Origin of the sequence: Streptomyces sp. NPDC057565 (assembly GCF_042801455.1) — a bacterium.
Lineage (GTDB): Bacteria > Actinomycetota > Actinomycetes > Streptomycetales > Streptomycetaceae > Streptomyces > Streptomyces yanii.
The window spans coordinates 546,645-561,007 of record NZ_JBHVFU010000004.1 but is presented as its reverse complement, the minus strand read 5'-3'; the positions used below and the strand labels follow the sequence as shown (position 1 = coordinate 561,007).

The window sequence follows — 14,363 nt, the reverse complement described above, 5'->3', positions numbered from 1 at the left end:
TTCTTCCGTCCCTGCGGCTTCGCCCGGTCCTTACGGATCTCGAAATCCATCGCACCCCTTGAACTGGGGTGTTGCGACGACCACTAGAACCCAAGGTCCACTTCGGGGGCTCCTTCATGTCAGCCGCCCGCCAGGGCCTGCTCGGTGATCGAGATCTTCGGACCACGGACGAAGGACTCACCGATGGAGCATCGTGGTGCAGCAGACTTACCTCCGACGGCGGTCTCAGGGGCCGGTGAAACTCGCGCTCTGGTCAGCGCAAAGGATCACGCCAAGGCTGCCGCTCCCGCCCGCCGGACATCCTCTTGCGCGGTCAAGTTCGGGATGCTGTTCGACCGCTGCGGACAAGCCGTCGCGTCAGCACGTGGGCCCAGGCTGTGGCTGCCGCAGCAAGTGCCAGGCCCTGCACGGCATCGCGGGGGCGTGCGGGACGCAGGACCCCCGCGTCGTAGTCAGCCGCGAGCCCAGAGCGGCAGCCTGCCGGCACCGCTCGGCGGATCAAGGGCTGAAGCTACACAAACGATCACGCGACAGCGAACTGCGCCATCAAGAACAAGCTAAGCGCGATGGGGGCGTGGAGCATGGCACGGCTTGAAGCACCGGACACCCCCGTGAACGGTGACGGCGCGGATCGGACCCTGACCTACTGGGTGCGCAGGAATGCGACGAAGCCCGCCCACGCGCTGCGGCGTACGGCTATGTGCGGCCCGCGGGGCTGCTTGGAGTCCCGTACACCAATCGCTGCATGCAGGTCCGCGACCTCGACGCACTCGCCGCCTGCGCCGTTGCTGTAGCTGCTCTTCCGCCACTGCGAGACTGTGGGAGGCAGTTTCATCGTGAGTGTTCCTCCATAGCGGAACGGATCAGAGCAGCTGATCTCTGCGGGCTCAGAGCGAGGGCCCTGAGATGGTCGAAAGCTCGGGTGTAGACACTGACATCTGCTGGGAGTTCCAGATAGATCGAGTCGGTGAGACCCTCTCTGTACACCACATCAGGGTCCTCCTGCTCGGGGAAGCCGAGCACGGTGAACGGCCCGGTCGTGGGGTACGCCCCGGCGTCGTACGGCAGTACTTGCACCGTGACGTTCGTCAGCCTCGACATCTTCAGAATACGTTCGAGCTGGGCCGTCATGACCTCTCGACTGCCCATCACATGCATGAGCGCGCTCTGGTGGATCACGGACCAGAAGTCCGGTCCGTCCGCAGCCGACAGCAACTGTTGGCGACGCATGCGGACATCGACGAGGCGCTGGATTTCCTCGTGGGGGAGGTCGGGCGTGACGCGGCTCATTTCAGTGGCGTACTCGGGCGTCTGCAGCAGGCCGGGCACGAACTCTCCCTGGTAGGTGCGCATGCTGCAGGCAGCTTGTTCCAAACCCACGTACACCGAGAACCACGAAGGCACCGCGTCGCCGTGGGCGTGCCACCAGCCCTTGGTCTTCGATTCTTTCGCGAGGGACTTCAACAGGTCGCGCAGCTCGTCGGGCGTCCCGTAGAAGCGGCAAAGAGCCTCCACGTCCGAGGGCTGCACCCGGCCCTGGCCGGTCTCCAGGCGGTTGACCTTGGAGCCGCTCCAGTCGAGTTCCTTGCCGACCTGGTTGCAGGTCAGGCCGCTCTCGTCGCGGAGCTTCTTGAGCTCGATCGCCAGTCGACGGCGACGTGCCGTGGGTGAACCGGACAACTCAACTCCCCTTTTTGTAACGGAGTTTCCATCCCATCGGATTGGACGGCGGCCGCCAATCACCCGAAGGAGCGAATCTCGCCGTGCACATTGCACGAAGGGATCGGCACTTGGCATCCTCAATGCGGGACAACTGTGAGTCACTGTTCTTCACGATGGGTGAAGTCCGCGGGCTCGCTCCGGTGAAAGGCGTGCGCTCGTGACGAACAGGATCGACGGCTGCATGACGCGAAACCCCTGGGAGCTGCCCTTCCTGGCGGAGCCCGAAGAGGTTGCCGGACTGAGACGCGTCATGCGGCTGCACCTGCGGCTGTGGGGGCTGCCGGACGTGATCGAGGCCGCCGAGATCTGCGTGAGCGAGCTGGTGGCGAATGTGATTCGGCATATCGGCGCGGGAACGCCGTGCACGCTTCTGGTCGAGATGCGGGATACGTATCTGCGCATTGGTCTCCGCGACCCTGACACCCGGGCCCTGCCGACGCTCCTTTCGGTCGGCCCGGACGCCGAGAGGGGGCGCGGGATGGCGCTGATGGATGCTGTGTCGGAACGGTGGGGCGTGATCCTGGGTGCGGATTCCAAGCTCGTCTGGTGCGACCTGGTCACCCGACTCGCCTCGTCCGCCGGCCACGTCGACGACCCGAGGGTCGCCAAGGGCGAGGCGCGCCTGACCCTCTACGCGGGAGGTGTGACGCCGGGCCCCGGGATGGGGCGGATCCGTGCGGCGTTCCAGCAGGAGGCGGCGATCGACCTGATCGCCGACCTCCTCCACTGGCTACGGGCCCACGGCTACGACCCGGACGAGGCGCTGGACCTGGCCCAGTCGCACTTCGAGGCTGAGCTGAGCCAGGCCGTATGACAGCGCGATCAGAGCATCAGTGCCTCGCTGAAGAATCCGATCGACGGATCCTCCGGAGTCCCGATCAGCAGGGCACGGTCGAGAAGGCCGTTGTTGTGCTCGCAGCTGGTCTCGGGCAGCAGGACGCAGGCGTGGCAGGCGGCGAGGTTGATGCCGCCCACCCCGCTGCCCTCGGACTCGACGCACAGGGGGTCCGCCGAGCACCACTGGGCTCTGATCAGGGCCGAGCGCAGCGTGGGCTCCAAGCGGTCGGGTTCCCCCTGGGCGACCAGCCCGCCGAGGCTTCCGGCGGAGTCGCTGGTCGCCGTGCAGATGAGCATGCCCGCCATGGAGTCGTCCGCGTAGAGTCGCTCCCGCAACGAGGCAGCCGGGTAACCGCCGTCCAGACTCCACTCGTTGATCAGCGCGTGCGCCAAAGTGTGCAGCAGCACCATGCGGGCACTTGCCGGCGAATCGGGCACGGACTGTGGGTGCTGGGCGCGTTCCCGGAGCATGCGCAGGTGGTTGTTCCGGATCCGTTCGACCCGTGCGGCGACCGCAACGCTCTCCGCCCAGGAATCGAGTCGCCGCTCGTCGAGCCGGAGGAAGACGCCTTCGCCTTGCACCTCCATGGCAGGCAACCAGTCCATGGGGGCCACGGATAGCGCGGCCTCATGGACGTCGGTGCGCGTCTCCGGGGTGTCGACCCGGGAGAACGCTTTGAGCGCCCGGACCTCACGAAGTCGCTTGACCAGCATCGGGCCCGCGAGCCCGTACGGAGCGAGAGAAGAGGCGGACGAGCGAGGCGGTTCACAGACGAACTGGTCCTCGCGGTCCGTCTCGCTTTCCGGGCGTCCGGTGATCAGCCGCTCGTACTCCTGCTTCCGCAATGTCACGTAGGCGTGGTCGTGGCCCTCCTCCTGATCGGGTCCCGCATCCTCGTGGTTCTCCGCGTCGAGGAGTGCGATGACCCTCTCGGCAGAGAATTCGTAGTTCTCCTGCAGTGTGAGGGCCTTGAGATAGATCTCTATTCCGTCGGCGTTCAGCTCGCGGAGAGCATCCCAGTGGGGTTCGAGACGGGAGATGTCGCCGTCGCTCCACGGGGGGATCGACAGAGCCGTCTTCACGATGGGCTGCCACGCGACGGACGAACCACGCTGGAGAGTGCGAGGACTCTCGGCGCAGGACTCGGTCGGCGCATCCTTCAGCCAGGGGCGCAGGCCGCTGCAGAAGACCTTCAGGTCGGACAGAGCGGAGCGGCGGAACGCCCCCTCCATGGACACTTCCGGAATCCCGCACGTGCAGGAGATCAGGACCGAGCGGAGGGACGCGGTCTTGCCACTGGTACGCAGCCGCATCTCACCGCCGCAGAAGCCGGAGTCGGCCTCCTGTCGGTTCTTGCGGTGCGCCCACTTCCAGTAGGGGAAGTCTGCGATGTGGCCCTTGGCGCATGCCATGACGAAACGCGAAGGGACGAGTTCCTCGTCGCAGTCCCCGCACTCGTTCTTCCCTGGCGGCGAGTTGAACCGGCGCACATGCTGAAGGGCATTACAGGTCGGGCACGAATGCCACAGAGGGAAACGGCGGACGTGCACGCCGTCCTTGCTGGTGTCGTCCGACGCCGGGGGTAGGCGGAACGCCTTCACGCCGAGCACGCGGGCCAGCCGGTGCTCATGGATGGTGGGTGCCTCGCTGATGTTCCACGAGTCGATACCGGTCACTATGAACGACTCGTTGTCCACAGCGACCATCGAACCGACGCCGTAGGTCGTGATCATCTGTGCGCGACGTACCGAACCGCGGCGCGGGTAGCTGCGCTCGGGCGTGCCGGTCCGACGGCGTCGGGCGGGGGGCGGGGTCATCGGGTTGCCTCCATGAAGAGCGCGGACTCGGCATCGACATCGCGCAGGCTCCACAGGGTGGGCCACGCATCCTCGTTCTCGTCGTCGAACCCGCACAACAGCGACGGCGTACGCCTGCCGCGCTTGGGCTCGTAGAGGAGGCCACCGTTGGCTGCGGCTGCCGCCTCCCACCAGTCGACGAATTCGTCGAACGCCTCGGCGGTCGCACGGTATTCGTCGGGGTCGACCGCTTGGACCCGGGCAAGGAGCGCCGTCCTGACGCGGTCCTCCAGCTCATCACGGAATTCGTCGATCCGACCGGCTCCGTCGTTGGGACGTGCCGCAGGGATCAGGATCCGGGCGAGAGCGACGACGACGGCGTGCAGACCTCGCTCGCGGGCGCGGGACGAGAAGGGCGTCACACTGGTCGACTCGACTTCGCGGTACAGCGCCGAGTGGAAGTGCTGGAAACTCTCGTAGTGCGAACGGTCGCGGGAGCGGGACGAGTTGAGCATCACGGCCACCAGACCGGGATGGCGTCGACCCACTCGGCTGGTCGCCTGGATGTACTCGGCCGTGGTCTGCGGCTGACCCATGACGGCCATCAACCCGAGCCGGTCCACGTCGACACCGACGGAGATCATGTTGGTGGCCAGTAGAACATCCACGACATCGGGATGTGGCAGCCGCTTCTCGATCTGCTTCAGTCGCTTCGGAACCTCGCTGGAATTGGCCCGGCTGGTCAGCTCCGTCTGTTCCACCACGGTTCGCTTCTCACAGGCGTCCCGTTCGGCCAGGTAGCCGAGGTAGGCGTCGACGTCGTCGTGAACCTGGAGCTCGGCGGCCGCCAGCAGCCGGAGGCTGTTGAAGTAGCCGACGAGGGTCCAGTACGCGTCGCGCACGTCATCGTCGGTGCCTGCACGGGCCGCCTGATGGAGCAGGTTGGCGTACGTGCGGATGAGCAGCGTGGACTGGCTGGTGCTGGGGGTGAGAAGACCGACGTACTGGCGGCTGGCCTTCCGTTCCTTCGGTGTCTCCACGGCGAACCAGGAGTCCCTGGCGTCGATTCCCGCCGGCGGGAACTGCGAGACCTTGCGGGCGAACAGCTTCTTGCCCTGCTCCGAGGCTCTGCGGATGGTAGCGGTGGAGGCGATGACCTTCGGGCCGTCGGCCAGCAGGTCGACAGCTGTCTCGTACAGGCCGGTGAGCGTGCCGAGTGGTCCCGAGATGAGGTGCAGCTCGTCCTGGACGATCAGCTCGGGTGGCGGTGTACCGTCGGAGCGGTCCCGGTTGAAGAGGGCGGCCGTCTGCTCCCGCCACGGCATGGCGGCGAACTTGTCGACCGTGGCGATCACCAACGTCGGCCGGGCGTCGTAGACCGCCTCATCGACCAGGTGGACCGGCAGTCCGTCGTGGAAGTCGCACCAGGTGTCCGGACACCGGACATGCATCCGCTTCGCGTCCTCGTCGACCTCGTACTGGTATGCGTCGAGGCGGGTGCCGCACCATGGGCAGGCGTGCAGCTGGACGGGGTTCTTCTCCTGGAGTTCCTTCTCCTTGCGCAGCTCGTTCAGGCTTTCCTGGGCCACCGAGAGCTTGTTGGGCGTGGCGGACTGGCCGACCCACATGCCGATGGAGATGGGCTCGGTGCCCAGAGCCTGCTCGTCACCGAGGCGGATGCGTTCCATGGCGCAGATCAGGGCCGCGGCACGCTCGAACTGCTGCAGGGTGAGCAGACGCAGCGTGTAGCGCATGAGGACGGTGACGCCTGCGCCGCGCTCCTTGAGGCGGATGCGACGCAGAAACGTCGTGAAGGCGATCAGACCGAGATAGGCCTCCGTCTTGCCACCACCAGTGGGGAACCAGAGCAGGTCCGCGATCTCCCGGTCCTTGTGGTGCGGGTCCACTATCCCCTCGAGGCACAGCAGCATGAAGGAGATCTGGAACGGACGCCACCGCCCCGCGGACTCGTCCGGCGTTCCGTTCCGTCCGTTCTTCACCCACTCACTACGGGAGCGCTGCTGCGCCATCGCACGATTGGCGAGACGGAACGCCCGCATCGCGTCGGAGTCGTTTCCGAGAACCCTGATGCCGCGGCGTATGCGACCGAGCGCCGTGCGGCATTGCTCGACCTGCTCGCGTGCCGGCGGTTCGTAGGGCGTGCCGAGAAAAGCCTCGGTCTCCGCCTCCTTGCGGTCGATCCATTCCGCGTATCCGGCCATCAGCTCATTGAGCGCTGCCAGGACCTCGCTCTCCGGTCGGGTCGCCAGGCCGTGCATCGTGAGGGCCGAGTCGTCGATGTCCGGGTTGGAGTCCGTCAGCAGCACGTCATGAGCAGGGACGAACTCGGTCCGCACGGTGGCGATGGCGGCGCGCGCGTTGTTCGGCGCATCGACGGGCGGAGGTGTCCAGTCCCAGTCGGCCGCGCAGCCGTGGCCCATGGCGAAGGTCGGCGCATGCCGGTGGAGCAGTCTGCTCGCCGCCACCTCCGGGTCGTCGGCACGACGCTCGGCGGGCCTCTCCACGAAGGCGGGCGCGCCGGACGGGGTGGTCACGGTGAGTCGGGGCTGGTAGAGACAGAAGGCGTCCTGCAGCTCCCGTTCCCCGACCCGGTGAGTATTGATCAGGGTCACGGTCACGGTCACGGTCACGGTCCCACTCCGTATGGCCGGGGGGCGTACGAGGACCTCGATCCGTACGCCGTCGTCCAACGGGTCGGGCCGGTGCCTGTACGGAGCGGTCACGTCGATCGTGACAGGGGGCAGAGCCAGGACCCGGCGACGCCAGTGCTCCTTCTGTTCGGAGACCGTACGGGCCTCTGCCCGCTTGGCGGCCACGGGGCGTCCTTCCGGATCGACCGGATCGTAGACCGCGGCCTCCGTGCGCACCACGATCGCCGACGAGACGGACGGGTCGACGGCGAACGTCAGACCCATGGACGAGGGGCGTCGGTCGCCGACCAACGGGACACCGAAGTCCGGCACCGCCTCCTCGACATCCCTGCCACCCCTGACGAGGGGCATGTCGTCCAGGCCCTCGTTCTCGGCCGTGTCCTCCCCGAAAGCCTGCTCGGCCTCGTCGCCCGAAGGACGCGGGAACAGCACACCGATCGGATAGGTCGTGATCGGCGGATCCTGCGTCAGTACCTCGTCGGGAGCCCCGGGGCCGAGCAGATCCCTGCGGAGCTGTGCGACGAGTCCGTCGCGTACCGCGTAGTGGGCCGCGTGGGCGTTCGATCCGTCCGTCATCGGTCGATGTCTTCCTGTTTGGTCTTCTCGGCTCGCCTGTACCGGCCGAGTCCTGACATGCGTGGCACTGTCCAGATGCCCTGATCCCCCAGCCCGGCGCGGGCCCCGGACGCCACACTGCCGGCGACGCTCTCCAGACAGTCCACCCTGAAGCCCCTGATCTCCACGGGCCATCTGATGTCCCATCCTCTATTGATCTTCAGGGAGGTATGGAGCTCCTTGCGGAACTGTTCCGACGCGACCGCCACCGGACGGTCCCCGTGGAAGACGATGTACGGGGGACTCTGATCCACCGCAACGGTCATCTGGTGCTGGCACCGGAGAACGAGCGGATCGCCGGGAGACACCGACGAGGCCAGATAGTCCTGTACGGCTCCGGCATCGTCCGTGAACCCGTCCGTGCCGGGCGGGTGCTCGCGACACACGTCGCGTCCCGAGGCGGCGATGCCGTCGCGGATGTACGACTTCCATCCCCCGAGGTACAAGCGGCCGGTGGCCCGGTCCCGCCGGACAAGAGCGGTCTCCGGTGCCGCGATCCGGAACAGGTCGTCCCGGGGACGGGTCATCGCGACATAGAGCGAGCGTGCCTCCGCCGCCGGGTCGATGTGGGTGTGTTGCTTGCGCAGCTCCGCCAACGACGTCGGTTCGACGACGATCACGCGGTCGAACTCCAGCCCTTTGGCCCGGTGGACGGTCGACACCACCAGATCGGCGGGCTCGACGGCTGCCAGGTCGTCCGGGAAGCGTCCGTCGGCGACCAACCGCCGCACGGCCGACACGTCGAGGAGCCCACGCGGGGCGCGTGCCGCCCCCCGCAGGGATCGCCAGACCCTTGCCCGATCACCCACCGGGGACACCGGGCTCCCGTCTAGCAGCGCTTGGAAGCGTTCCTCGGTCAGGGTGGTGGAACCGGTCCGGCGGAGCACGGAGGAAACCCATGCCGGGACTGGGCGGTCCTGCAGCCCACGCTGCATCCGGTGCCGCACCCCGAGGGAGAACAGCGTGTCGGACAGCACCAGGGCCTGTCGGTTGTCCCGGCAGAGGATCGCGCAGGTGCCTGGATAGTCCTGGAGTGAGCCGATGGTGAACGGAGCCTCCAGAACTCCGAAGTCGGGGCACGAGCGCAGGAGGTCGATCAGCTTCCGGTGGTAGCCCTCGCCGGCCGCGTCGGACTCGGCCGACTCGGAGGGCAGCCGTTGAAGCGCACCGCCGAGGGCCAGCGCAGTGCGCGCCTCGTCGGTGCGGGCCCGGAAGTTGTTGGAGAGGTGCAGCTCGACCAGGTCGTCCATGTAGGACGCGCGCAACCAGTCGAAGAAGTAGTTCGTCTCGGCGGCGCGGGCGTCCTCGTCCGACACCTGGAACCCGAAGATGGCCTGCGCCCCGTCGCCCACCACCGTGAAACCGCAGCCGTCTTGGAAGCGGTCGAGCAGTGTCTCCACCATGTCTCGACGGTCGCCGACCAGGTCCTGGACTTCGTCGATCACCACATGGGCCGGTGCTCCCTGCTCCATGGCCTCGACGGCTCCGCGAAGGATGGCCTCCGTGGTCTCCCTGATCCGTTCGTCGAAGCGGAGGCTGCCCCAGTCCCGGTCCGGCTGCTCGCTCCGCAGCACCGAGTACGCCCAGGAGTCGAAGGTCTGGACTCTGACCCGACGAGCCTCGCGCGCGTGCAGCGCTATCCGGTCGCGCAGCTCCCGCACCGCGGCCCTGGAGAAGCTCAGGACCAGGATCTCGCGCGCCTCGAGAGCCTCGTCGTCATCGCCCATGAGAGCGTCGAGGCGGCGCACCAGGGTGTGCGTCTTGCCCGCTCCCGCCCCTGCGGTGACCAGAAGCCGGGCGTCCCACGGCTGGTCGACGACGGCCTGCTGCTCCTCGGTCAGCGGCGGGCTGTTCCGGTACGCGTCACTCACTTCGCCCTCCACAAGTGCTCGAACTGCGTGAAGGCGAGAGCCTTGTCGTAGTTGGTGATGTTGTCCCGGACATTGAGGATCAGGCAGGTTTCCTTGCCTCCGTTGCCGGGGCCGCGCAGACCACGACCGATCATCTGCTGGTAGACGTTCGGACTGTAGGTGGGGCGGGTGATGACGACGGCCCGGGTGGCCGGGGCGTCGAAGCCCTGGGTCAGGACGCCGTAGTTGGTGAGGATCCGGATCCGGCCCCGCCTGAAGTCGTCGATGCTCTTTCTGCGCTCACCCGTCGACGTGGCCGAGTCCACCGAAGCAGCCGTGATGTTCCGGTCCTTGAGCTTCGCGGCGAGGAACTTGGCATGAGTGACCGACGTGGCGAAGACCAGCACCGGCCAGTCGTCCGGCATGGAGGCGATTTCCTCCAGGATGCGCTTGTTCCGGTCCTGGTCGTCGGCGAGACGCTGTTCGGCGGCCTTCGACAGCAGGCTCATCTGATCGGCCCGCTCCTTCTCCACGTTGGTCAGTTCGATCGTGCCTCCCAGGAGCTCCCGGTGCGTGACCCTCGCCAGCATGCCTAGTTCCTGGAGTTCCGCGTAGGGGTCTCCCGAGGTGAAGATCCCGTCGTCGAGCCGTTGCGTGCCGAACCTCCGGACCAGGCGCCTGGTCTCCTCGTCGTTGGTATTGCGGAAGGGAGTGGCGGTGAGGCCGAGCAGGTGGCGTCGGGTCTCGTGCGCCGTCAGCCCGAGGTGGGAGAGGATCTCCGTGTACTGCGGTGAGATGGCGACGTGCGCCTCGTCCACGATGACCAGGCAGGCGCTGCGAAGCCAGGCGTATCCGTCGGTGCCCAGGCAGTTGCGGAGCTTCGCGTCCGTCGCGACCACGAGGTGGGGACGGCCGCCGACCGGTCCCGCCTCATTGGTCGTCCAGAGCCTGCTGATGGTCAGCGGACTCTCGGCCCCCACCTTCGACCAGACGAAACTCCAGCTCTGGACGGCCTGCTCACAGAGTTCCTCGGTCTGTGCGATCCAGAGAATGGGACCGTCGAGGTCGCCCACCTGCTTGATCCATCGGATGACGGCTTCTGCCGCGACACGTGTCTTTCCCGCACCTGTGGGCAGGGAGAGCATCCCGCGCTGCGGGGTGAACCTGTCGAGCATGGCGAAGACCTTCGCCGCGAGCCGTTCCTGGTAGTCGTGCAGACGGGGAAATGCCGTGGGGCCGGAGACCTCGACCCGTGGGGGCAACGAAGGCGTCCGGGTGCCGGCGAAGGAGTCGGGGAAGCCGAACTCGGAGACGAACTTCACCGCGGGCGACGAACCGGTGAAGTTCGACGGCGCGTGGCTGGGGTAGGCCGCCAGAAGGTCCCTGGCGTGCATCTGCAGGACGCCGTCACCATGTGCGTTGTAGGCCAGACCGGCGATCCGGCGGGGAGAAGGTTCGGTGCCCCCCAATTCGGCGCGTTCGCTCTCCAGCAGACCCGGTGGCAGACCCGCGCGGAGCGCGGTCGCGCCGATGAGTAGTTCCAGCTTCTCCTCGACGCTCTCTGCCTCGCGGACCCGGCGTAGGGAAGCCTGCAACTCCTGGTCCGCCTCCTGTCGTTCCTGCGCCTCGAGGACTGCTTGGCATCCTGCTTCCTTCAGCCCCCATCGAAGTTCGCGGTCCACGGCCATCAGCGCGGCGAGCCGGTCCGCGGGTTCGAGGACGAGCACGGTGGCGCCCTGGAGGGCGCTGGTGAGAGGCGTGGCCCTCGTGCCCTGTGGCGTACGGGTCAGTTCCTCCAACTCCGAGCAGCGCAAGAGGCGGTGGTTGCTGACCGCATTTCCCATGCGCTGGCGGAGCGTGGGGAATTCGTCGTGCAGGAGGGTGGGCTCGCCGGCCCCGACGTGGCGGGTCTCCTTGGTGATGACATCGGCGTAGCGCAACATCCCCCACGTCTTGACCAGCAACGCCGCGTCCTCCGTGCCACCTGCGAACAGGGCGGGGATTTGCTCGGCGCGAAGCGCCCGAAATTCGGCCTCGGTGGCGGCCACGGCGATCTCGTTGTCCTCGCGCGCGCTCCACTCCGAGCCGACCCGGCAGCGGGTGAGCTCGCCCTCGGGGAAGTCCACTTCGAGCCGGGTCAGCATCACATAGGTGCGTCCGACGAAGACGTCGTCGTCACTGCTTCCGAGTTGTTCGAGCAGTCGGTCCCACTGGTTCGGCGGAACATCGTCGACCAGGACCGGAAGGTGGAGTTTGCGCGCCTTCTCCGCGCTGATGTCTGCCACGGGCAGTACATCGGCGTAGGAGCGGAGTTGTGGACCCACAGCACTGGCGATCGGCACGATGCCCTGAGAGGTGGGGACTCTTCCGTGTCGACGGAGCATCCAACGCAGAGGCGAGTGGATCATCTTGCGCGTCGCCGCCTGGGTGCCGAACTGCAGGGTCCAGGTGTCGATGACGCTGTCGTCGGGTAGTGCCTTGACGAAGGCGGCCCTGCCCTCTTCCGACAGCCGTTCCAGGAGGTGCAGCGGACCTCCGACGGGGGATCCCTCCAGCTTGAGCCGGGTGATGGCGGGGCGGCTGGCACTGCTGCTCAATGTCCTGCAGTAGCTGTCATAGATGGCGGTGCGGTATTCGTCGAACCAACCCTCGTCATTGGGCCGGTGACCGGAGGTCGGTCGCTCGCGCAGACCGAACTCATGGAAGACCATTCTGTCGTCGGAATGGAAGTCCAGATCCACGGCCACCGAACCGTCACGGGAACCGTCGCCGGGAACGACCGGTCCCGGGAGCAGGCAGTCCCGCATGCGGTGGAAGCGGCCGTCGGCGGTCCGAACGAACAATGTCGCCAACGGATCCGGCACACGGGAACTCACCTCACCACTGACCTGGCTGCCTCCCGCGGTGTGGAACAGCTCCCAGAAACGGCTCCAGTCCAGCGGACCGTAGTTGTCGAAACCCTGCTCAAGGACGCCGATGAACCGGCCCCGGGGAGTAGCCTCACGAATGCCGATCTCGCCGAGATCGCTGATCAGGGACTCGTCATCGGACAGCTTCCGATCGATATACGTCGTTCCGTCGCGGAGCCCGTCCTGGACCGGCCGGCGGAAGACCTTACCGACGACGGCGGGCACCATCCCGCTCTCTTCGGTCAGCACGATCCGTGCCGAGCGCGCCTCGGCGGCGAACGGGGACGCTTCACGGATCATCGAGGCGAGGATGCGGATCGCGATGGCAGAGGCCTCGGCCGTGCCGTCGACGACGAGCGCCTCCAGCCATTCCCGCACTGTCGCGCGACGCTGCTTGGTCTCGTCGAGGATGTGGCCCACTTTGCCGGCGCGGAACTCGGCTGCCTCCACCGAGGGATGGATCCAGTCCGAGGGCCGGCCCGGATAGGCGTTCCACATGCGGAGCCAGTCGAGCTTGAGCGGAACCTTGTTGTGCGGTGCTGGGTGAATCCGGATGTCCCGGGGAATCTGCAGGACGCCGTCCTGGTCGGGGAGGGAGGGGCGTTGCGCCGCCAATCGCCAGATCTGTTCGGTCAGATACTTGTCCGCCCAGTTCAGAGTCTCCGACTCCTTGGTGCGGCCGGGGAGCAGGGGGAGATACGCCCCGGGGTCCTCGGCAGGTGCGAGATGCGGCAGCGAGTCGATCACCAGACGAGCCGCGATCTGGATGATCTCCTGGTTGAACGGGCTGGAGTCCAGGAGGTTCTGTCGGTCCTCGTTTGTCTTCCATGCGCCGTTGAGAGCGCCCCTCAGGGTCATCGGGTACTTGGTCGGGAAAAACGACCAGAACTCCCCCCGACCCCTGGGGGTGGTGAGCACGGTGTCACCCGTGTATTCGGGAACGGCCCACGAGATGTCGATCGTCCCCCGGTCGTGCATCTCTCCGGCACTGGCCCTGGCCTCCGCAGTGGGGCTGTGGGCGTGGGTGAAGACCCTCCATGCCGAGTGCGACTCGGGCCGACCCGTGCGCGTTTCGTGGATCGTGTGCCGAAAGCCTTCGTGGTCGACCGTGATCTCACGGCGGATCGTTGGCATGGAACGGGTGTCCTCCAGGATCACCGTCCCCACGTGGTGGGAGAAGAGCTGGAACCGGGCGGGGAACTCCCTCTGCACGTCGTCTTTGTTCATGGAAGCGTGCATGTCATGACCGAGTCGTTCGGTCGCGCCCGGCAACAGCGGAAGCCGAACCACGGTGGTTGCCCAGCCGAGCAGCGTATCGAGGACGGAATCCGCCATGCGCTCCTTTGCTGCGTCCAGCGGGCGGGCCATGCGCAGAACCGGCGCCTCGAAGGCCTCCTCGGTGGAGCTGCCCCGCGCCTTCCTGATCTCCTCGTGCGACCACACACGGTCGAATCCGAACGAGCCGGAGATGCTGAAGAATTGGGGGGTGTCCGTGATGGCCAGGATCGATTTCACGCCGACGCCGAATCGACCGATCTGGCCCCCGCGCTTCTTCGAGACGCTCATCCGGAGAATGGTCTCGGCGCCCTCCGGTGTGACGGGCGTTCCTTCGTTCGCGCAGTAGAGGTGCGTGTTCGTGAGAACAACATGCACCTTCCCGCCGGGTGAGGCGGCGATCTCGTCGGCAGCATTCTGTACGAGTTCGAACAACTGGCGGTCCCCATAACCGCCTTGGGTTATTCGACGCTCACCGTTGGCATGCTCCAGAATCAGTCCGGGATCCACGCGGTAGGTCTCCAGGACGCGCGTCGACTGCTCGACGATCTTCTGGATGACGGGCGAGTCGCCCGAACTGCCCGTCACGTGCTTGTAGTTCAAAGTGATCCCATTCCATGGCCGTGATGAGAACGCGGGAGGAGGGCCGAGGCCGGCCGCTGCGAAGCGCGACCGGCCATCAAGCG

At 66.8% G+C, this 14,363-nt stretch carries 7 protein-coding genes; 1 reads left to right on the top strand and 6 read right to left on the bottom strand.

Features of this window, described 5'->3' with window-relative positions:
• Positions 1-643: 643 nt before the first annotated feature.
• Both ACFU8W_RS12465 and ACFU8W_RS12460 read right to left on the bottom strand, forming a co-directional pair.
• On the bottom strand, positions 644-835 hold the full coding sequence (locus ACFU8W_RS12465) for a DUF397 domain-containing protein (RefSeq protein WP_384035316.1): 192 nt from the start codon (positions 833-835) through the stop codon (positions 644-646).
• Positions 832-1,680, bottom strand: a complete 849-nt coding sequence (locus ACFU8W_RS12460) for a helix-turn-helix domain-containing protein (protein ID WP_384035313.1) — start codon at positions 1,678-1,680, stop codon at positions 832-834. The genes ACFU8W_RS12465 and ACFU8W_RS12460 overlap by 4 nt, the downstream gene beginning before the upstream one ends.
• 199 nt (positions 1,681-1,879) lie before the next feature.
• On the opposite strand from ACFU8W_RS12460, the gene ACFU8W_RS12455 reads away from it, so the two are divergent.
• Entirely contained in the window at positions 1,880-2,536 is a 657-nt protein-coding gene (locus ACFU8W_RS12455; RefSeq protein ID WP_384035310.1) for an ATP-binding protein, read from the top strand.
• Between the two features lie 8 nt (positions 2,537-2,544).
• Here ACFU8W_RS12455 and drmB read toward each other — a convergent pair whose 3' ends face one another.
• Genes drmB through ACFU8W_RS12435 form a run of 4 tightly spaced genes read right to left on the bottom strand, consistent with a single transcriptional unit; the run spans position 2,545 to position 14,280 of the window.
• Positions 2,545-4,377: a DrmB family protein gene (drmB, locus tag ACFU8W_RS12450; protein WP_384035308.1), complete on the bottom strand. Its 1,833-nt coding sequence runs from the start codon at positions 4,375-4,377 to the stop codon at positions 2,545-2,547.
• Positions 4,374-7,604 (bottom strand): helicase-related protein, encoded by a 3,231-nt coding sequence (locus ACFU8W_RS12445; protein WP_384035305.1) that lies wholly within the window; start codon positions 7,602-7,604, stop codon positions 4,374-4,376. The genes drmB and ACFU8W_RS12445 overlap by 4 nt, the downstream gene beginning before the upstream one ends.
• A complete protein-coding gene (locus ACFU8W_RS12440; protein ID WP_384035302.1) occupies positions 7,601-9,514 on the bottom strand; it encodes a UvrD-helicase domain-containing protein in 1,914 nt (637 codons plus the stop codon). The genes ACFU8W_RS12445 and ACFU8W_RS12440 overlap by 4 nt, the downstream gene beginning before the upstream one ends.
• Entirely contained in the window at positions 9,511-14,280 is a 4,770-nt protein-coding gene (locus ACFU8W_RS12435) for a DEAD/DEAH box helicase (protein WP_384035299.1), read from the bottom strand. Before ACFU8W_RS12435 ends, ACFU8W_RS12440 begins: the two co-directional genes overlap by 4 nt.
• Between the last annotated feature and the right edge of the window lie 83 nt (positions 14,281-14,363).

Coding starts and splice junctions, on each gene's coding strand:
- drmB (WP_384035308.1), bottom strand. CDS start 4,377: ATGACCCCGCCCCCCGCCCGACGCCGTCGGACCGGCACGCCCGAGCGC.
- ACFU8W_RS12465 (WP_384035316.1), bottom strand. CDS start 835: ATGAAACTGCCTCCCACAGTCTCGCAGTGGCGGAAGAGCAGCTACAGC.
- ACFU8W_RS12445 (WP_384035305.1), bottom strand. CDS start 7,604: ATGACGGACGGATCGAACGCCCACGCGGCCCACTACGCGGTACGCGAC.